Source organism: Streptomyces sp. 150FB (assembly GCF_000818195.1).
Lineage (GTDB): Bacteria > Actinomycetota > Actinomycetes > Streptomycetales > Streptomycetaceae > Streptomyces.
The window spans coordinates 2,703,329-2,723,283 of record NZ_JTHL01000001.1 but is presented as its reverse complement, the minus strand read 5'-3'; the positions used below and the strand labels follow the sequence as shown (position 1 = coordinate 2,723,283).

The window sequence follows — 19,955 nt, the reverse complement described above, 5'->3', positions numbered from 1 at the left end:
GGCCGGGTCGCCGCCGCCATAGCGGCTGATACCGCCCCCGGCGCGGGGAATCCCCGGGTTCTCGTCGCTCCGCTGGATCTCGCCGACCAGAAGTCCGTGGCGGCCTTCACCGCCGCCTGGGACGGCCCCCTGGACATCCTCGTCAACAACGCCGGCCTCATGATGATGGCCGAGACGCGCACTCCCGAGGGCTGGGAGCTGCACTTCGCCGTCCACCACCTCGGGCACTTCGCCCTCGCCACCGGGCTGCGCGGCGCGCTCGCCGCCGCCGGCGGCGCCCGTGTCGTGTCGGTCAGCTCGCGGGGACACCTGCGCGGCGCTGTCGACTTCGACGACATCCACTTCCGCAGGCGCGCCTACGACTGGCGCATCGCCTACGCCCAGTCCAAGACGGCCAACGTCCTGTTCGCCGTCGAGGCCGACAGGCGCTGGGCCGGCGACGGCATCACCGTCGACGCTCTCCACCCCGGCGCCATCTGGACCAACCTGGCCCGGCGGATGAGCGAGGAGGAGGCGGCGGCGGTGAAGGCGGGCGGCGGTGAGTTCAAGACGCCCGAGCAGGGCGCGGCCACCTCCGTGCTGGTCGCCGCCTCGCCGCTGCTCGAAGGGGCGGGCGGCGGGCGCTACTTCGAGGACTGCGCCGAAGCGGTCCGCCATGTAGGGGGCAACCGTGGCGTGGCCGACCACGCCCTCGACCCCGAAGCCGCCGCGCGGCTGTGGCAGGTCTCACTCGACACGCTCGCCGGGCGGCCGGGGACGGTCTGAACCAGGGGCCGCGCCCGGCCCCCGACCCGTAGGGTCGGGGGTATGCCGTATCTCACGCTCGCCGAGGTCGAGGCCGTCGCCCGCGCGGCCCACGCCTCCCAGACGGACAAATCCGGACACCCGTACGTGGAACACCTCAGCGCGGTCGCCGACGGCGTGCGCGCCCGGGGCGGTTCCGAGGAGCAGATCGCCGCGGGGTGGCTGCACGACGCGGTCGAGGACGACGCGCTGAGCAGGGAATGGCTCGACGGCGCAGCGCTGCCGCAGTCGGTCAAGGACATGGTGCTCGCCCTCACCAGGGCGCCGGACGAGGACCTTCTCTCGTACACCGGGCGCGTACTGGCCACTCCCGGCGCGCTGCTCGTCAAGGAGTCCGACCTCGCGCACAACACGGATCCGGGCCGGCTCGCCGTACTCGACGAGCCGACCCGGATCCGGCTGATGGACAAATACGCGCAGGTACGGGCGCTACTCGGCCTTACGGCCAACTGACCCCGCCGAAGCCGAAGCCGAAGCCGAAGCCGATGCGCCTGCCCGCACGGGCTCCTCCCGGAACGCCCACTCCATCTCCGGTTCGGTGGCGAAGCGGAAGAGCCGCCGCACCGGCGGCGTGCACAGCAGCGTCACCGCCACCGCGGCCATCACCGACAGCAGCGCCTCGCCCGCGGGGTCGCTCAGCCAGGGGTGGCTGTCGAAGACCCCGGCGAAACCCGCGCCCTTGATGAGGAAGCCGTGCAGCAGATAACCGCAGAGCGTGCCGGTTCCCAGCACCGTGAACCACATCTTCCGGCGCGGAACCCACGCCAGGAAGCCGGCCGTCAGCAGCAGTGAGCAGCCGAAGATCGCCAGCGTCATCACGGGCCCCGTCCACCAGGCGTGACCCAACTGCTGCGCACTGGTGTTGTGGTAGAGCCAGCCGGACTGGACGCGCGGCGCCGCCCAGTACGAGAACACCACGGTGAGCAGGAGCAGCGGCACCGCCAGCAGCCTGACCTCCCGCCGCCGTACGAGCTGGAAGTGCTCGGGCCTGAGGCAGAGACCCAGGACGAAGTACGGCAGGAACTGCAACACCCGCTGGAGGTCCAGGTCGGTGCCGATGCTCGGGGTGAACGAGGCGAGCGCGGCGATCACCAGGGCGATCGGCAGCGGGTGCTTGAGCAGGCGCCAGAGCGGGGTGGTGAGGCGCCACACGAAGAGCGCGATCAGGAACCAGGTGAGGAACCACGGGTCCTGGAGGCTCAGGTCGAGTTTGTGCGGGGTCTGCGCGTACCACTTGAACACCGAGTAGCCGCACTCGAAGACGAGGTACGGCACGACGACCCCGGTCACCAGGCGCTTGATCTGGTGCGGCTTGGCCGTGAAACTCCGGGACATGTAGCCGGAGATGATGATGAACGCCGGCATGTGGAAGCTGTAGACGACCAGGTAGAGCGCCTTGGTCGCCCGGCTGCCGTCCATCACGGGTTCCCACGAGTGCGCCACCGCGACCAGGACGATGGCCAGGTACTTCGCGTTGTCGAAGAACGCGTCTCGCTTCGTGGACGCGCCCGGCTGTCCGGCAGCCGGTTTCGGGGACGTTCTGGTGCCGGAAGCGCGCGTGTCGGCCACCGTCGCCGGGGCGTTGCCGAGTGCGGGCTCCGGCTCCCCGGTCTGGGGGAGCGGGGCCCTGTCATATCCATGCGGAGCCTGAACCATTCGATCCACCCTAGCCTTCCCTAATGCAATTCGTAAAACCCCCTGGCTGTGCGGCTATTCGAATCCATGAGCACCGACCGGCGTCGAAAACTGCGTGCTATGCACCAATTAATCAGTGTTAAACAGGGCATATCGTCTACCTGTGCCCAGCGTATGACTCCGTGTGAATTACCGCACCACGGGCGTCTGGTGAGCCTTGGAATAAGCTGTGAACGAATCGTGTGCACAGGGAAATGACAGCGTCGAATTCACGCCGGTATCGATCTCCCGCCCCGCGCGCCGGAGTTGGTACGGGGACGGCGCGCGGGGCGTGTGAATGGCGTGATCCCGATGGCAATGATTCGGTCACCAGGCCCCAACCACAGGGACGTTGATGGCACGATGGTGGGACAGCGGGTGCGGGGTGTTGCGCTCCCGCGGCCGGCAAGGCGGACCGACCGAGGGTGTGATCAGTTGTGGCTCTTTCACTGTCTGTGGTGGTGCTGTTGTTGATCATCCTTGTGGTGCTCATCCGCGGTGGCTCCATCAAGGCCGGACCGGCGGTCGTCGCCATCCTCTTCGGCTTCTTCCTGGCATCGACGGACATCGCGCCGTCGGTGAACAGGTTCCTCAACTCGGTGGCCGACATGATCGCCCAGATCCACTTCTAGGCACGGCTCCAACTTCCAGGCACGGCGCGACGGGCGTACGGCGAGTACGCCGGACGTACGACGAACGGCCCGGCCGGTGAGATCTCACCGGCCGGGCCGTTCGTCGTGAAGCGTTGAAGCTGTGGAGCGGGCGACGGGAATCGAACCCGCGTAGCTAGTTTGGAAGACTAGGGCTCTACCATTGAGCTACGCCCGCACATGACGCGCCGCAGGTCACGCGAGTGCGGCAACGAGAAGCATCGTAGCGGTTCCGGGCCGTTCTCCGCACACCCGCGGGTCCGCCCGACGGGTGTCCGGCACCGCCGCCCCGCCGAAGCCGGAAAAGCGTGCCGACGCGGTGCCGTCAGGCATGTACCCTACGTGTCGCACCGACGGGGTGTGGCGCAGCTTGGTAGCGCGTCCGCTTTGGGAGCGGAAGGTCGTCGGTTCGAATCCGGCCACCCCGACCAGCAGTACGACCAGTGGTCGCGATCCTGATCATGATCGCGTTGTGGGGCGCTTCCTGCATACGGTTACTATGCAGGTTGCGTGCCCGGGTGTCTGACGAGTCTCTGAAGAGCCGGGCCGATCCGCTGGGCCGCCGGAGTGCGGCGGACGCAGCACCCCAGAATCAGCCACCAAGGAGACCGAACCGTGAAGAGCGCCGTGGAGACCCTGAACCCGACTCGGGTTCGGCTCACAGTCGAGGTGCCCTTCGAGGAGCTCAAGGACAGCCTCGACGCGGCGTACAAGAAGATCAACCAGCAGGTCACGGTGAAGGGCTTCCGCAAGGGCAAGATCCCGGCCCGGATCATCGACCAGCGGTTCGGCCGCGGTGCGGTGCTGGAGGAGGCCGTCAACGACGCCCTCCCGAAGTTCTACACCGAGGCGGTCAACGAGGGTGAGCTGAATGTCCTCGGCCAGCCCGACGTCGACATCACCGAGCTGAAGGACGGCGAACTGCTCTCCTTCACCGCCGAGGTCGACATCCGCCCCGTCATCGAGATCCCGGACTACTCCGGTATCGAGGTCGTCGTGGACTCCGTCGAGGTCAGCGAAGAGGACATCCAGAAGTCGGTCGAGCAGTTGCGCGACCGCTTCGCCTCGACCAACCCCGTCGAGCGCGCCGCCGCCGACGGTGACGTCGTCACGCTCGACCTGGAGGCGAAGGTCGACGGCGAGGTGCTGGAGGACGGCGTCGCCAGCGACGTGTCCTACACCATCGGGTCCGGCGAGCTGCTCGACGGCATCGACGAGGCCGTGACCGGGCTGGAGGCCGGTGGCGAGGCCACCTTCACCTCCGAGCTGAAGGGCGGCTCCGCCGAGGGCAAGCCGTCCGAGGTCACCGTCAAGGTGAAGTCGGTGTCCGCCCGTGAGCTTCCCGAGCTGGACGACGAGTTCGCGCAGATGGCGAGCGAGTTCGACACGATCGAAGAGCTGCGCGCCGACAGCCGCAAGCGCCTTGAGTCCATGAAGCAGTACGACCAGGCCACCCAGGCCCAGGAGCGCGTCCTCGAAGAGCTCCTGAAGCTGGCCGAGGTCCCGATCCCCGAGAAGCTTCTCGCGGACGAGATCAACACCCGCAAGCACAACCTCGAGCACCACCAGCTCGGTCAGATGGGACTCGACCTCGCCAAGTACCTGGAGATCCAGGGCAAGACGGAGGAAGAGTTCGAGGCCGAGACCAAGGAGCAGGCCGAGAAGGGCATCAAGACCCAGTTCATCCTCGACGAGCTGGTCAACAAGGAGAAGCTGAACGTGAACCAGGAGGAGCTCACCGAGCACCTCATGCGTCGCGCGCAGTCCTCCGGCATGTCCCCCGACCAGTTCGCCCAGGCCGTCGTCGAAGGCGGCCAGGTGCCGATGCTGGTCGGCGAGGTCGCCCGCGGCAAGGCGCTCGCCGTGGTCGTCGAGGCCGCCAAGGTCACCGACACCAACGGTGAGGCCGTCGTCCTGGACGACGACGAGGACGACGAGACCGCGGAGACCACCGCGGCCGACGCCCCCGAGAGCTCGGGCGGCGACGTCGAGGCCGCTCCGGCCGCGGCCGCCGACGCCGAGGCCGGCGACAAGGCAGCCGACAAGGGCGAGACCGAGGCCTGATCGGTCCCGCTCCGGAAGTGCCCTCACGGCGCTCCGAACTGTCAGGACGGGCCCCGGACGCGACAAGCGCCCGGGGCCCGCTCCGTACGGCTCCCAGGCGCTCAGAGAGCCGCCCACGGCCTCAACTACCTTGCGCTCCCAGCGAACAGCCACGGAAGCGGGATGGCGCCCGCCGACCAGCGCGTTAGGGTCCATGAATACGAGGGCGGGGGAGTCCCCCAACCCCGGAACGAAGACGCTGAGACGGCCGCAGCCGTCAGAGACGAGCAGGTGTATACGTGACGAATCTGATGCCTTACGCCGCCGGTGAGCCGTCCCTCGGTGGTGGCCTCGGCGACCAGGTCTACAGCCGGCTGCTCGGAGAGCGGATCATCTTCCTCGGCCAGCAGGTCGACGACGACATCGCCAACAAGATCACGGCGCAGCTCCTCCTCCTCGCGGCCGAGCCCGAGAAGGACATTTTCCTCTACATCAACAGCCCGGGTGGTTCGGTGACCGCCGGCATGGCCGTCTACGACACCATGCAGTACATCCCGAACGACGTGGTCACCATCGGTATGGGCATGGCGGCCTCCATGGGGCAGTTCCTGCTGACCGGCGGCACCGCGGGCAAGCGCTTCGCGCTGCCGAACACCGACATTCTCATGCACCAGGGGTCCGCGGGCATCGGTGGTACCGCCTCCGACATCAAGATCCAGGCGCAGCAGCTCCTCCGTACGAAGAAGCGCATGGCCGAGATCACCGCACGCCACACCGGCCAGAGCGAAGAGACGATCATCCGCGACGGTGACCGTGACCGTTGGTTCACCGCCGAGGAGGCCGTGGAGTACGGCATCATCGACGAGATCATGTCCGTTGCTTCGGGTGTTCCGGGCGGCGGCGGCACCGGGGCCTGAGCACCACAGCCCCGGAAAGCCGGACAGGCCCCCTCCCAGCGACGCCATCAGGATGGTGAACACCCACATGAACATCAACGACGCCTCGAACGGCCTCTACACCGGGCCGCAGGTGGACAACCGCTACATCGTCCCGCGCTTCGTGGAGCGCACCTCGCAGGGCGTGCGCGAGTACGACCCGTACGCGAAGCTCTTCGAGGAGCGCGTGATCTTCCTCGGGGTGCAGATCGACGACGCGTCCGCCAACGACGTCATGGCGCAGCTCCTGTGCCTGGAGTCGATGGACCCGGACCGCGACATCTCGATCTACATCAACAGCCCCGGCGGCTCGATGACGGCGCTGACCGCCATCTACGACACGATGCAGTTCGTGAAGCCGGACATCCAGACCGTGTGCATGGGCCAGGCGGCCTCCGCCGCCGCCGTCCTGCTCGCGGCCGGCACCCCGGGCAAGCGCCTGGCCCTGCCGAACGCCCGTGTGCTCATCCACCAGCCGTCCAGCCAGACCGGCCGTGAGCAGCTCTCCGACCTGGAGATCGCGGCCAACGAGATCCTGCGGATGCGTGCCCAGCTCGAAGACATGCTGGCCAAGCACTCCACCACGCCGATCGAGAAGATCCGCGACGACATCGAGCGCGACAAGATCCTGACCGCCGACGACGCGTTGGCGTACGGTCTGGTCGACCAGATCGTGGCGACGCGCAAGACCGCGGCGGCGGCCGCCGCCTGATGCCCCCGGCGCCCTTGGCGCGGGTCGTACGGGTCGTACGAGAAGTCGCACGACCATGTGAACCGTGCCAAGGGGGGCCCGAACGGGGGCCCGGGCAAGGTACCGTCGGATATGAGGCACAGGAGCCGCTGAACCAGGCGTCTCCCAGGCGAAGGGGAAGCACCTCGTGGCACGCATCGGTGATGGCGGCGACCTGCTCAAGTGCTCGTTCTGCGGGAAGAGCCAGAAGCAGGTGAAGAAGCTCATCGCAGGTCCCGGTGTGTACATCTGCGACGAGTGCATCGACCTCTGCAACGAGATCATCGAGGAGGAGCTGGCCGAGACCTCCGAGGTGCGGTGGGAGGAACTGCCCAAGCCTCGCGAGATCTACGAGTTCCTCGAGGGATACGTCGTCGGGCAGGAGCCCGCGAAGAAGGCCCTCTCCGTCGCGGTGTACAACCACTACAAGCGCGTCCAGGCCGGTGAGAACGGCGGCGGTACGGGCCGCGACGACGCGATCGAGCTGGCCAAGTCCAACATCTTGCTGCTGGGCCCCACGGGCTCCGGCAAGACGCTGCTGGCCCAGACGCTGGCCCGGATGCTGAACGTACCGTTCGCCATCGCCGACGCGACGGCGCTGACGGAGGCCGGCTATGTCGGCGAGGACGTCGAGAACATCCTGCTCAAGCTGATCCAGGCGGCGGACTACGACGTCAAGAAGGCCGAGACCGGGATCATCTACATCGACGAGATCGACAAGGTCGCCCGTAAGAGCGAGAACCCGTCGATCACCCGCGATGTCTCCGGCGAGGGCGTCCAGCAGGCCCTGCTGAAGATCCTGGAAGGCACCACGGCCTCGGTGCCCCCGCAGGGCGGCCGCAAGCACCCGCACCAGGAGTTCATCCAGATCGACACGACGAACGTGCTGTTCATCGTGGGCGGTGCCTTCTCGGGTCTGGAGAAGATCATCGAGTCGCGGGCCGGTGCCAAGGGCATCGGCTTCGGCGCGACGATCCGCTCCAAGCGCGAGATCGAGGAGAGCGACCAGTTCCAGGAGGTCATGCCGGAGGACCTGGTGAAGTTCGGGATGATCCCGGAGTTCATCGGCCGCCTCCCGGTCCTGACCTCGGTCCACAACCTCGACCGGCAGGCCCTTCTCCAGATCCTGGTCGAGCCGCGCAACGCGCTGATGAAGCAGTACCAGCGGCTGTTCGAACTCGACGGTGTGGAGCTGGAGTTCGACCGCCCGGCGCTGGAGGCCATCGCCGACCAGGCGATCCTGCGCGGCACCGGCGCGCGCGGCCTGCGGGCCATCATGGAAGAGGTTCTCCAGTCGGTGATGTACGAGGTGCCGTCCCGCAAGGACGTGGCCCGCGTCGTCATCACGGAGGACGTTGTCCACTCCCATGTGAACCCGACCCTCGTACCGCGTGAGCCGCGGATCGTGAAGAACGACGGCCGGCACGAGAAGTCCGCGTAGTTCGCGTAGTCCGCGTGGTCGAGCACAACCGGGTGACACACACCGGCAGATACACGACAGGGGCGCCCGGCCGGTTCAACCGGCCGGGCGCCCCTGTCGTCTCGCTCCGGCTGTCAGGCCTTGACGCGCACGTCACCGCGGAGATTCGCGGTGAGCGTCGCCGCGCTGTCGAGCGTGGGTGCGTGGCCGCTCGCCATGTCGGCCAGCGTGATCGGCACGTTGAAGCCGAGCGTGCTGTGATCTCCCCATATGCAGACAGGGGCGCTCAACTCGGTCGGTCCACCGGCCGCACCGCCGGCGGCGGGGTCGTTCTTGAACTTCATCAACTGGCACTTCATCACGGCGTTGTCCAGGCCGGAGGGTGAGAACGCCTGGGGACTGCCGACCAACTGCGGTGAGTCCCCTGTCTTGTCCTCGGCCGACTTCTTCGCCACATAGGCGAACATGGCGTCGACGGTCTTCTCCGGGTCGTCGATCTGCCCGTACACACCCTCGAAGCTCATGACCTTCCCGGCCAGCGGGTTGTCTTTCGGGCCCGCCGTGTACGAGGCGCCGACATCCTTGGCGTTCTTCACACCCCAGCCCTCGGCGTCCTTGAGGTCGCCCGCCGTCATGGGGCTGTCATCCGAACTGCCCGAGCTGTCCTTCTTGTACTCGCCGCTCAGCACCGTCGCCGGCGTCGTCAGCTTGTGCGGGCCGTCGTCGGCGAGCGAGGAGCCGCTGCCGCCGCTGAGGAGGAAGTAGCCACCGGCCGCGATCACGGCCACCGCCACCACGATCGAGCCGACGATCAGCCCGGTCTTCTTCTTGGGCGTGCCGCCCTGCGGCGGCGGATAGGCGCCGCCGCCGTACGGAGGCTGCTGCGGCTGACCGTAGGGGCCCGGCTGCTGGGGCGGCTGACCGTAAGGGCCAGGCTGCTGCCCGTACGGGTTCGGGGGCTGGCCCGGCTGCCCCGGCTGCCCGGGAGGTCCCTGCTGCGGGTAGCCGTACGGGCCCGGCTGCTGCTGGGGCGGAACGCCTCCCGGAGCCCCCTGCGGGTAACCGTAACCGGGCGCCGGCGGGGTCTGCGGCGGCTGCTGGCCGTACGGCCCCGGCTGGCCGTAGGGGCCCGGCTGCTGGGGCTGCCCGCCGTACGGTCCCGGCTGCTGGGGTGGCTGCCCACCGTACGGTGGCTGCTCACCGTACGGACCCGGCTGGTTGCTGCTCATGGTGACCTTCCCCCTCATTTGCTTACGCGTTTCGAACATCCTGTCCGAAGGGCGGCCCCACCGGGGCACCGGGGGTCTCGCCGTTACCGAACAATCGCGTTTCGGCACAGGGTGGTGACACCTCTAAACTGGGCCCGTGACCGAGAACTCATCGCAGCAGCCAGCCAGCCCCCCCGAACTGCCGACCCAGTACGCGCCGGCCGAGGTAGAGGGGAAGCTGTACGAGCGCTGGGTAGAGCGTGGTTACTTCGAAGCCGACGAGAAGAGCGACAAGCCCCCGTACACCATCGTCATCCCGCCGCCGAACGTCACGGGCAGCCTGCACCTCGGGCACGCCTTCGAACACACCCTCATCGACGCCCTGACCCGCCGTAAGCGCATGCAGGGGTACGAGACGCTGTGGCAGCCCGGCATGGACCACGCCGGCATCTCCGCCCAGCTCGTCGTCGAACGCGAGCTGGCCAAGCGGGGCGAGTCGCGCCTGGACCTCGGGCGCGAGGCGTTCGTCGAGCGGGTCTGGCAGTGGAAGGCGGAGTCCGGCGGCCAGATCTCCGGGCAGATGCGGCGGCTCGGCGACGGCGTCGCCTGGTCCCGTGAGCGCTTCACGATGGACGAGGGCCTGTCCAAAGCCGTCCAGACCATCTTCAAGAAGCTCTACGACGACGAGCTGATCTACCGCGCCGAGCGCATCATCAACTGGTGCCCGCGCTGTCTCACGGCGATCTCCGACATCGAGGTCGAGTACGAGGACGACGCCGGCGAGCTGGTCTCGCTGAAGTACGGCGAGGGCGACGAGACCGTCGTCGTCGCGACCACCCGGGTCGAAACGATGCTCGGTGACACCGCGGTCGCCGTCCACCCGGACGACGAGCGGTACGCGCACCTCATCGGCAAGCGCATCAAGCTGCCGCTGACCAACCGCACCATCCCGGTCGTCGCCGACACGCACGTCGATCCGGAGTTCGGTACGGGCGCGGTCAAGGTGACGCCCGCGCACGACCCGAACGACTTCGCCATCGGCGAGCGGCACAACCTCGAATCGCTCACGATCATGGACGAGCGCGCGGTCATCACCGTGCCCGGCCCCTTCCAGGGCCTCGACCGCTTCGAGGCGCGTTCGGCGATCGTCGAGGCCATGCGCGCCGAGGGCAGGGTCGTCGCCGAGAAGCGGCCGTACATCCACTCCGTCGGGCACTGCTCCCGCTGCAAGACGACCGTCGAGCCGCGGCTGTCGATGCAGTGGTGGGTCAAGGTCGGCCCGCTCGCCAAGGCCGCGGGTGACGCCGTCCGCGACGGGCAGGTCGCCATCCACCCCAAGGAGATGGAGTCCCGCTACTTCGGCTGGGTCGACAACCTCAACGACTGGTGCATCTCACGCCAGTTGTGGTGGGGCCACCGCATCCCCATCTGGCACGGCCCGGACGGCGAGATCGTCTGCGTCGGACCGAACGACGAGGCACCGACCGGCGAGGGCTGGCGGCAGGACACCGACGTCCTCGACACCTGGTTCTCGTCCGGCCTCTGGCCGTTCTCGACGCTGGGCTGGCCCGAACAGACCCCGAGCCTGGAGAAGTTCTACCCGAACTCGGTCCTGGTCACCGGCTACGACATCCTCTTCTTCTGGGTCGCCAGGATGATGATGTTCGGCCTGTACGCGATGGACGGAACCCCGCCGTTCCACACCATCGCGCTGCACGGCATGGTCCGCGACGAGCACGGCAAGAAGATGTCGAAGACGTTCGGGAACGTCGTCAACCCGCTGGAGTGGATGGACAAGTACGGCGCTGACGCCGTCCGTTTCACCCTCGCGCGCGGCGCCAACCCCGGTGTCGACGTGCCGATCGGCGAGGACTGGGTCCAGGGTTCGCGCAACTTCGCGAACAAGATCTGGAACGCCACCCGCTTCGCGCTGATGAACGGCGCCACCGTCGAGGGCGAACTGCCCGCGCCCGACAGGCTCTCGGCGACGGACCGCTGGATCCTCTCGCGGCTCAACCAGACGGTCGCGCAGGTCGACGCGTACTACGAGGACTACCAGTTCGCGAAGTTGTCGGACACCCTCTTCCACTTCGCGTGGGACGAGGTCTTCGACTGGTACGTGGAGCTGTCCAAGACCGCGTTCTTCGCCGGCGGCGAGCAGGCTCGGGTCTCGGGCCGCGTCCTCGGTGAGGTCCTCGACGTCACACTGCGCCTCCTGCACCCGGTCGTCCCCTTCGTCACCGAGACGCTGTGGACCACGCTCACCGGCGGCGAGTCGCTCGTCGTCGCCGACTGGCCGGCCGACAGCGGCTTCCGCGACACGGCGGCCGAGGGCGAGATCGAGCACCTCCAGCAGGTGGTCACCGAGGTCCGCAGGTTCCGCGCCGACCAGGGCCTCCAGCCGGGCCAGAAGGTCCCCGCCAGGCTCGACCTGTCGGGGACGCCGCTCGCCGCGCACGAGGCCGCCATCCGCCAGGTGCTGCGCCTCCAGCCGGAGGAGGCGGACTTCCACGCCACGGCGACCCTCCCGGTCGCGGGGGCGACGGTGGCGCTCGACCTGTCGGGCACGATCGATGTCGCGGCCGAGCGCAAGCGGCTGGCCAAGGACCTCGCAGCCGCCGAGAAGGAGAAGGCGGACGCGACGAAGAAGCTCGGCAACGAGGCGTTCCTCGCCAAGGCGCCGGACAACGTCGTGGACAAGATCCGTACGCGGCTGGCCAAGGCCGAGGCGGACATCGAGCGCCTCACCACCCAGCTCAGCGGGCTTCCCCAGGAGTGAGCCGAGAGGCGAGGGGGCCGGGGCGCGACCGGTCCCCTCGCCGCTCCGTAGACTGGGCCTGTGAGTGAGCACCGTCCTTCCGACCAGCCCGGCGACTACGACGACGATTTCGACGAGATCGTCCACGCCGAGACCACCCGTGACCCCGACCTCGCGGTGATCGAGGCCGGCAGCCGTACCCTGCGCGCCCAGGCCGGGCCGCTCCAGGGCGACGGTGTGCCGGGACGCCCCGACAACCCCGAGGTGGACAAGGCGCTGCGCGCCGTGGAGCAGGAGCTGTCGGGCCGCTGGGGCGAGACGAAGCTCGAACCCTCGCTCGTACGGATCCAGGCGCTGATGGACCTACTGGGCGACCCGCAGCGCGCGTACCCCACGATCCACATCACCGGCACCAACGGCAAGACCTCCACGGCCCGCATGATCGAGGCGCTGCTCAGCGCCTTCGACCTGCGTGCGGGCCGCTACACCAGCCCGCACGTGCAGTCGGTCACCGAGCGGATCAGCCTCGACGGCGGCCCGATCCCGGCGGAGCGCTTCGTCGAGACGTACGAGGACATCAAGGCGTTCGTCGAACTCGTCGACAGCCAGCAGGAACACCGGCTTTCGTTCTTCGAGATCCTCACGGGCATGGCGTACGCGGCGTTCGCCGACGCGCCGGTGGACGTGGGCGTCATCGAGGTCGGGATGGGCGGCACCTGGGACGCGACGAACGTCATCGACGCCTCCGTCGCCGTCGTCACCCCCATCGACCTGGACCACACGGACCGCCTCGGCTCCACGCCCGGCGAGATCGCCGTCGAGAAGTCCGGGATCATCAAGCAGGGCGCGACGGTCATTCTGGCGCAGCAGCCGGTGGACGCCGCGCAGGTCATGCTCAAGAAGGCCGTCGAGGTGGACGCCACGGTCGCACGCGAGGGCCTGGAGTTCGGGGTCGTCGCCCGGGAGGTCGCCGTCGGCGGCCAGCAGATGACGCTGCGCGGGCTCGGCGGCGAGTACGAGCAGGTCTTCCTCCCGCTGTACGGCGCCCACCAGGCGCACAACGCGGCGGTCGCGCTCGCCGCCGTCGAGGCGTTCTTCGGCGTCGGCGCCGAGAACTCCCGCCCGCTGGACATGGAGACGGTCCGCAAGGCGTTCGCCTCGGTGACCTCGCCGGGCCGTCTCGAAGTGGTACGCCGCTCGCCGACCGTGGTGCTCGATGCCGCGCACAACCCGGCCGGCGCGCGGGCGGCGGCCGACGGGATCACCGAGTCGTTCGGCTTCAGCCGGCTGATCGGGGTCGTCGGCGCGAGCGCGGGCAAGGACGTACGCGGTGTGCTCGAAGCGCTGGAGCCGATCTGCGCGGATGTCGTGATCACGGGGAACTCCAGCGACCGCGCGATGGACGTGGACGAACTCGCGGCCGTCGCCGTCGAGGTCTTCGGCGGTGACGAACGCGTCCAGGTCGAGCCCCGGCTCGACGACGCCCTGGAGGCGGCGATCACGCTCGCCGAGGAGGAGGGCGAGTTCTCGGGGGCCGGCGTGCTGGTGACGGGGTCCGTGATCACGGTCGGCGAGGCCCGGCTGCTGCTCGGGAGGGGCTGAATTCCATGCGAACACTCTGTGCCTCGACGCTGATCGGCGAGTTCTTCGTGATCGGCTTCGCCGGTCTCGTGGCGATGAAGTCGGACGATCTTTCGATGGGGACGGTCTGGACGGTCTGCGGCGTCGGCATGCTGCTGTCCGTGCTGCTCTGCGGGACGCTCGGCCGCCCCGGCGGCGTACAGCTCGGCTGGGTGCTCCAGATCGCGCTCGTGGCCAGCGGTTTCTTCGTTCCGGTGATGTTCATCCTGGGCCTGGTCTTCGGCGGACTGTGGTGGGCGTCGGTGCACTACGGCCGCAAGATCGACGAGGCGAAGGCGCGCTGGGCGGCGCAGGCGGAGGAAGCCGACGCCGCCTCCGGGCCCGCGCTGTAGCGAGGCGGCGGGGCTCCGCGGCGGGGTCCGGGGCCCTGTCCCGGCACGGTCCGAGTGTCGCCTGATCAGCGGCCCCCTGTAGCCTCGCTCCACCGCACACACATATGCCTGCAAGGAGCCGCACACCATGACTCAGCGCACTCTCGTCCTCCTTAAGCCGGATAGTGTCAGGCGAGGGCTCGTGGGTGAGATCATCGGCCGTATCGAGCGCAAAGCGGGCTGGACCATCAGCGCCCTCGAACTGCGCACCCTCGACCAGGACACGCTGGAGCAGCACTACGGCGAGCACAAGGGCAAGCCGTTCTACGAGCCGCTCGTCACCTTCATGGCCTCGGGTCCTGTCGTCGCCCTCGTCGTCGACGGAGAACGGGTCATCGAAGGCGTACGCGCACTCGCCGGACCGACCGACCCGATCGCCGCGGCGCCGGGGTCCATCCGGGGGGACTTCGGCACAATCGTCCGGGAGAACCTCATCCACGCCTCGGACTCCGAAGAGTCCGCCATTCGGGAACTGAAGATTTTCTTCCCCGCTCTTTCCTGACCGGGCGTCATCCAAATAGCCTGATGGCCTGCGGCGACCGGAGGAATTCGGTCGCCTATGGGCATATGCGAGCCGATACCGGGAACGCATCGCACCAACACATCGTCACCTTTACTGAGGTGGGCCACCGAGCGGTAGGCGTGCGGACAGCACTACGATGAGCCTTCAAGACACATCACCCACCTCGCCATCCTGAAAAGCCGTCAATGCTCGATTTGGGAAGGCCAGACGCATTCTCATGAGGAACAACATGTCGTTCATCGGCCGTGACATGGCTGTCGACCTCGGGACCGCCAACACGCTGGTGTACGTCAGGGGCCGGGGGATCGTACTCAACGAGCCGTCCGTCGTTGCCATCAACACCAACACGGGCGGGATTCTCGCTGTCGGCTCCGAGGCGAAGAAGATGATCGGGCGGACACCGGGCAACATCGTTGCCGTCCGGCCGCTCAAGGACGGTGTGATCGCCGACTTCGAGATCACCGAGCGCATGCTGCGCTACTTCATCCTCAAGATCCACAAGCGCCGCTACCTCGCCCGCCCCCGCGTTGTCGTCTGTGTCCCCTCGGGCATCACCGGGGTCGAGCGCCGCGCGGTCATCGAGGCCTCGACCCAGGCCGGCGCGCGCCAGGTGCACATCATCGAGGAGCCCATGGCGGCGGCCATCGGCTCCGGGCTCCCCGTCCACGAGGCGACCGGCAACATGGTCGTCGACATCGGCGGCGGCACCACCGAGGTCGCCGTCATCTCGCTCGGCGGAATCGTCACGGCACAGTCCATCAGGGTCGCCGGCGACGAGCTGGACAACGCGATCATCCAGCACATCAAGAAGGAGTACTCGCTCCTGCTCGGTGAGCGGACAGCCGAGAGCATCAAGATCACCATCGGCTCCGCCTACGACCTCGAGAAGGACGAACACACCGAGATCCGCGGCCGCGACCTCGTCTCCGGCCTGCCGAAGACCGTCGTCATCTCCGCCGCCGAGGTGCGCAAGGCCATCGAGGAGCCGGTCAACGCGATCGTCGACGCCGTGAAGACAACGCTCGACAAGTGCCCCCCCGAGCTGTCCGGTGACGTGATGGACCGCGGAATCGTACTCACCGGCGGCGGCGCCCTGCTGCGCGGCCTCGACGAGCGGCTGCGCATGGAGACCGGTATGCCCATCCATATCGCGGAAAATCCGCTGGACTCCGTCGCGCTCGGATCCGGCAAGTGCGTCGAGGAATTCGAGGCCCTCCAGCAGGTACTCGACGCCCAGCCTCGTCGTTGACGGTTTGCACGTATACAGCCAGCACAGCTACAGCCAGCCATAGCAATTTCCTACGAGGAAGGCACGGCCGCCGCACGTGAGGGACACAAAGGAGAGCCGTCTGCTCCTGGTGCTGCTGATCGCCATCGCGTTCGCGCTGATCACCGTGGACATCCGCGGCGGTGAGGATTCCCCGGTCGACGGAGCGCGGAGAGCAGCCGCCACGGTCCTCGGCCCGGTGGAGAACGGGGTGGCCGCCGGGGTCGACCCGGTCGGCAACGCCATCGGCGCCGTACGGGACTCGGGCCGGCGGCACGACCGGATCGCCGCGCTGGAGCAGGAGAACATCGCGCTCAAGCACAAGCTCGGCAGCGACGACCGCAACCGCAGCCGCGTCCGCGAGCTGGACAGCATGCTCAAGAAGGCGGGCGCCGGACAGTACGGCATCAAGGGCGCTGAGGTCATCGCGATAGGAGCGGCCCAGGGCTTCTCCTGGACCGTGACCATCGACGCCGGCGCCGAGGACGGCATCAAGCGCGACATGACCGTGCTCAACGGGGACGGGCTCGTCGGCCGCGTCACCACCGTCGGCCCCGGCACCGCGACCGTACTGCTCGCCAACGACCCGGACTTCACGGTCGGCACCCGCATGGAGAAGACCGACGAGCTGGGCTTCGCCACCGGCCAGGGGGACCGCCCGCTCGCCGTGCAGTTCCTCAACGGCAAGGCCAAGGTGAAGACCGGCGACCGTCTTGTCACCTTCGGCTCCAGCAAGGACAAGCCGTTCGTGCCCGGGGTGCCCGTCGGCCAGGTCGTGAAGGTGGACCCGGCGGGCGGCGACCTCACCAGGACCGTCTACGTACGCCCCTTCGTCGGCTTCACCAAGCTCGACATCGTGGGCGTCGTCGTCGAGGCACCGCGCACCGACCCGCGTGACACCGTCCTGCCGCCCAAGACCAAAGCCGTACCGACGCCCACCGTCACGGTCACCGTCACGCCCTCCGCCGACGCGAACGCGAACACCCCGGACGGCGGCGGCGACGAGAACGTCCGGGAGCCCGGAACCGGGAACGACGCGGGAGGCCTGGAGAACGCCGCGCCCCCGCCCGACCGTAACGGCGACGGAAACGGCGACGGCGACGGCAACGCCCAGTACGACAACCAGGAGTAGGGCCGATCCCCATGCGCATCAACCGGATTCTGCTCTCGACCGCGCTCGTCGTGGTCGCCCTGGTCATCCAGGTGTCCGTCCTCTCCCGCCTCCAGCTCCCCGGCGCCGTACCCGACCTGATGCTGCTCGTCGTCCTCGCCCTGGCCTTCGTGTACGGCCATGTCAGCGGCGCGCTCATCGGCTTCGGCGCCGGGCTGCTCACCGACCTGGCCCCGCCCGCCGACCACGCGGCCGGGCGGTACGCCCTGGTGCTCTGCGTGATCGGCTATCTGGCCGGGCTCGCCCGCCCCGAGAAGGGCCAGCTCCGGACGGCGCTCGGCCCGATGGCCGTCGTCGTCGGCGCCGCGCTCGGCTCGACGCTGCTGTACGCGGGGGTGGGCGCCCTCGTCGGCGACACCGCCGCACGCCATGTCGGCCTCGTCGGGCTCCTGTTGACCGCGGCCGTCTACGACCTGCTGCTCGCGCCGTTCTGCGTCCCGCTGGTGATGTGGCTGGCGCGGCGGGCCGAGAACGACCCGCTGTCCGAGAGCCAGAACAGCGGCGTCTCCGGCAGTGACGTCACAGCGAGCTGGCTCGCCGCCGGCACCGGGCTGCGGATCGGGAACCAGCGCGGCGGGCTGCGGCTGCGCGCCGCCCGTAACCGCGCGGCCAAGGCCGGACGTATCAAGGGGGTCAAGCGACTGTGACCGCGCACCGGCCGGCGCTTCGCACGCCCCGCTCACCTCGCTCACCCTTCCCGGAGCCGAAGTGACCAACATCCCGGAGACCGGACGGACCCCCCGGGTCAAGATCCGGCTCGTCATCATCCAGGTCCTCGTCTTCTCCCTGCTCCTCACGCTCGGCGGACGGCTCTGGTACCTCCAGATCCGCAACGGCCGCGCGTACACGGACGAGGCCAAGAACAACCACGTGCAGCAGGTCGTCGAGCCGGCCGTGCGCGGCTCGATCCTCGACACCCACGGCGTCCCGCTCGCCGACAACGAGACCCGGCTCGTCGTCTCCGCCAGCCGCACCGACCTGATGAAGATGCCGGACGACGGCAAGGCCGTGCTCACCCGGCTCTCCGGCGTCCTCGGCCTGAAGCCGCGCGACGTCCTCGGCAAGGTCAGGCTCTGCGACGCGAAGACCCCCAAGCCCTGCTGGAACGGCTCGCCCTACCAGCCGATCCCCGTCACGGACGAGGCCACCACCCAGCAGGCCCTGCAGATCCGCGAGCGCGCCGAGGACTTCCCCGGCATCACCGCCGAGCCCACCGCCGTACGCCGCTACGCGGAGCCCGCCGAGGCCAACAGCGCCCAGGTGCTCGGCTATCTCTCGCCGGTCACCGACGAGGAGATCAAGAAGGCCCAGAACACCGAGTCGCCGTACCTGCGCTCCGACCAGGTCGGCCGCTCCGGCCTTGAGCGGACGTACGACGCCGCCCTGCGCGGCAAGGCAGGTGTCACGCGCTACGAGGTCGACAACCTCGGCCGGGTCATCGGCACGGCGCGCAGCGACGAGGCCAAGCCCGGCGCCAATGTCGTCACCTCGATGGACGCCCGCGTGCAGGGCGTCGCCGAGTACGAGCTCGACCAGGCGATGAAGACGGCCCGTCAGGAGACCGACCCCGTCACCCACACGAAGTACAAGGCGGACTCCGGCTCGGTCGTCGTCATGGAGGCCAAGACCGGGCGCGTGGTGGCCATGGCCTCGCAGCCGACGTACGACCCCAACTCCTGGGTCGGCGGCATCTCCTTGAAGGACTACGCGAAGCTCACCGACAAGAAGTCGAACTACCCGCTGCTGAACCGCGCCATCCAGAGCCAGGCGGCGCCGGGCTCGATCTTCAAGGTGATCTCGTCGACGGCCGCGGTCAACGCCGGCTACGACTTCAACGGCAGCTACCCCTGCACCAGTTCGTACAACATCGGCGGCCAGACCTTCCTGAACTACGAGTCCAAGGGCTACGGCAACATCACCATCGGCAAGGCGCTCGAAGTCTCCTGCGACACCGTGTTCTACGGGATCGCCCACAACGAGTGGAAGAAGGACGGCGGCAACAAGCCGAAGAAGGACCGGGGCGACTGGTTCTACAAGACGGCCCACCAGTTCGGCCTCGGCAAGGAGACCGGCATCGACCTCCCCAACGAGGTCAGGGGCCGCGTCCCGGACCGCCAGTGGAAGCAGGACTTCTGGAAGGCCAACAAGACCTCCTGGTGCAAGCAGGGGAAGCGGGACGGCGACTACGTCCAGAAGATCGCCTACGAGGGCTGTCTCGAAGGCAACAGGATGCGCGCCGGTGACTCGGTGAACTACTCCATCGGCCAGGGAGACACCCTCGTCACCCCGATGCAGATGGCGACGATCTACTCCGCCATCTCCAACGGCGGCACCCTCTTCAACCCCACCGTCGGCAAGGCGGTCGTCAGCGCCGACGGCAAGCATGTCGAGGAGATCGTGCCCAAGGCCCACGGCAGGCTGCCGATGCACGGCAAGACCCGCGACCAGATCGACGCGGCCCTCGCCGACGTGGCGACCAAGGGTTCGGCCGCCTGGCGGTTCATCGGCTGGCCCCAGAAGCAGATCCCGATGCACGCCAAGACCGGTACGGCCGAGGTCTACGGCAAGCAGACGACGTCCTGGTTCGCCACGTACACCAAGGACTACACGATCGTGATGACCATCTCCCAGGGTGGTACGGGCTCGGGGGCCTCGGGGCCCGCCGTGCGAAAGATCTACGAGGCGATGTACGGGCTGACCCCGGACGGCAAGCAGAACCTGAGGAAGGCCATGATGCCCATGCCGCAGGTGGCGCTGCCG

The 19,955-nt window shown here is 68.4% G+C and carries 17 protein-coding genes and 2 tRNA genes; 16 read left to right on the top strand and 3 right to left on the bottom strand.

The genetic code is table 11. The features are described 5' to 3' along the window. Both QR77_RS11445 and QR77_RS11440 read left to right on the top strand, forming a co-directional pair. Positions 1 to 765: SDR family NAD(P)-dependent oxidoreductase (locus tag QR77_RS11445; protein WP_052488680.1), on the top strand; the 765-nt coding region annotated here is incomplete at its 5' end. 42 nt (positions 766 to 807) lie between these two features. Next, entirely contained in the window at positions 808 to 1,257 is a 450-nt protein-coding gene (locus QR77_RS11440; protein WP_040021428.1) for an HD domain-containing protein, read from the top strand. Here QR77_RS11440 and QR77_RS11435 read toward each other — a convergent pair. Further along, positions 1,234 to 2,460: an acyltransferase family protein gene (locus QR77_RS11435; RefSeq protein ID WP_052488679.1), complete on the bottom strand. Its 1,227-nt coding sequence runs from the start codon at positions 2,458 to 2,460 to the stop codon at positions 1,234 to 1,236. The genes QR77_RS11440 and QR77_RS11435 overlap by 24 nt on opposite strands. 455 nt (positions 2,461 to 2,915) lie before the next feature. On the opposite strand from QR77_RS11435, the gene QR77_RS11430 reads away from it, so the two are divergent. Further along, entirely contained in the window at positions 2,916 to 3,110 is a 195-nt protein-coding gene (locus tag QR77_RS11430) for a hypothetical protein (protein ID WP_040021427.1), read from the top strand. A gap of 122 nt (positions 3,111 to 3,232) precedes the next feature. On the opposite strand, the gene QR77_RS11425 is transcribed toward QR77_RS11430, so the two are convergent. Further along, a tRNA-Gly gene (locus QR77_RS11425) sits at positions 3,233 to 3,306 on the bottom strand. Between the two features lie 176 nt (positions 3,307 to 3,482). Here QR77_RS11425 and QR77_RS11420 point away from each other — a divergent pair. The 5 genes from QR77_RS11420 (at position 3,483) to clpX (ending at position 8,277) form a co-directional block, all read left to right on the top strand. Continuing rightward, positions 3,483 to 3,559 (top strand) — tRNA-Pro (locus QR77_RS11420). Positions 3,560 to 3,743: 184 nt separating this feature from the next. Next, a complete protein-coding gene (tig, locus tag QR77_RS11415) occupies positions 3,744 to 5,192 on the top strand; it encodes a trigger factor (protein ID WP_040021425.1) in 1,449 nt (482 codons plus the stop codon). Positions 5,193 to 5,482: 290 nt separating this feature from the next. Next, complete coding sequence (locus tag QR77_RS11410; protein ID WP_173476430.1) at positions 5,483 to 6,088, top strand: ATP-dependent Clp protease proteolytic subunit; 606 nt, start codon at positions 5,483 to 5,485, stop codon at positions 6,086 to 6,088. 52 nt (positions 6,089 to 6,140) lie between these two features. Beyond that, positions 6,141 to 6,818, top strand: a complete 678-nt coding sequence (locus tag QR77_RS11405) for an ATP-dependent Clp protease proteolytic subunit (protein WP_040027721.1) — start codon at positions 6,141 to 6,143, stop codon at positions 6,816 to 6,818. Positions 6,819 to 6,984: 166 nt separating this feature from the next. After that, positions 6,985 to 8,277, top strand: a complete 1,293-nt coding sequence (gene clpX / locus QR77_RS11400; protein ID WP_040021421.1) for an ATP-dependent Clp protease ATP-binding subunit ClpX — start codon at positions 6,985 to 6,987, stop codon at positions 8,275 to 8,277. 113 nt (positions 8,278 to 8,390) lie between these two features. Here clpX and QR77_RS11395 read toward each other — a convergent pair whose 3' ends face one another. Next, positions 8,391 to 9,485 carry a hypothetical protein gene (locus QR77_RS11395; RefSeq protein WP_040027718.1) on the bottom strand — a complete coding sequence of 365 codons (1,095 nt, stop codon included), beginning with the start codon at positions 9,483 to 9,485 and terminating at the stop codon, positions 8,391 to 8,393. A 136-nt stretch (positions 9,486 to 9,621) separates the two neighbouring features. On the opposite strand from QR77_RS11395, the gene QR77_RS11390 reads away from it, so the two are divergent. The 8 genes from QR77_RS11390 to mrdA all read left to right on the top strand — a co-directional run. Beyond that, a complete protein-coding gene (locus QR77_RS11390) occupies positions 9,622 to 12,243 on the top strand; it encodes a valine--tRNA ligase (protein WP_040021419.1) in 2,622 nt (873 codons plus the stop codon). A 60-nt stretch (positions 12,244 to 12,303) separates the two neighbouring features. Beyond that, a complete protein-coding gene (locus tag QR77_RS11385; RefSeq protein WP_040021418.1) occupies positions 12,304 to 13,824 on the top strand; it encodes a folylpolyglutamate synthase/dihydrofolate synthase family protein in 1,521 nt (506 codons plus the stop codon). Positions 13,825 to 13,829: 5 nt separating this feature from the next. Then, positions 13,830 to 14,195 (top strand): DUF4233 domain-containing protein, encoded by a 366-nt coding sequence (locus QR77_RS11380; RefSeq protein WP_040021417.1) that lies wholly within the window; start codon positions 13,830 to 13,832, stop codon positions 14,193 to 14,195. Positions 14,196 to 14,322: 127 nt separating this feature from the next. Continuing rightward, positions 14,323 to 14,736 (top strand): nucleoside-diphosphate kinase, encoded by a 414-nt coding sequence (ndk, locus tag QR77_RS11375; RefSeq protein WP_040021416.1) that lies wholly within the window; start codon positions 14,323 to 14,325, stop codon positions 14,734 to 14,736. 250 nt (positions 14,737 to 14,986) lie between these two features. Further along, on the top strand, positions 14,987 to 16,006 hold the full coding sequence (locus tag QR77_RS11370) for a rod shape-determining protein (RefSeq protein WP_040021415.1): 1,020 nt from the start codon (positions 14,987 to 14,989) through the stop codon (positions 16,004 to 16,006). A gap of 76 nt (positions 16,007 to 16,082) precedes the next feature. Beyond that, positions 16,083 to 17,156: a rod shape-determining protein MreC gene (gene mreC, locus QR77_RS11365; protein WP_040021414.1), complete on the top strand. Its 1,074-nt coding sequence runs from the start codon at positions 16,083 to 16,085 to the stop codon at positions 17,154 to 17,156. A gap of 11 nt (positions 17,157 to 17,167) precedes the next feature. Beyond that, the gene (gene mreD, locus QR77_RS11360; RefSeq protein WP_040021413.1) at positions 17,168 to 17,842 is read left to right on the top strand and encodes a rod shape-determining protein MreD; all 675 of its coding nucleotides are present in this window, start codon (positions 17,168 to 17,170) and stop codon (positions 17,840 to 17,842) included. 61 nt (positions 17,843 to 17,903) lie between these two features. Then, positions 17,904 to 19,955 (top strand): penicillin-binding protein 2 (gene mrdA, locus QR77_RS11355; RefSeq protein WP_040027717.1); only part of this gene is annotated, 2,052 nt, incomplete at its 3' end.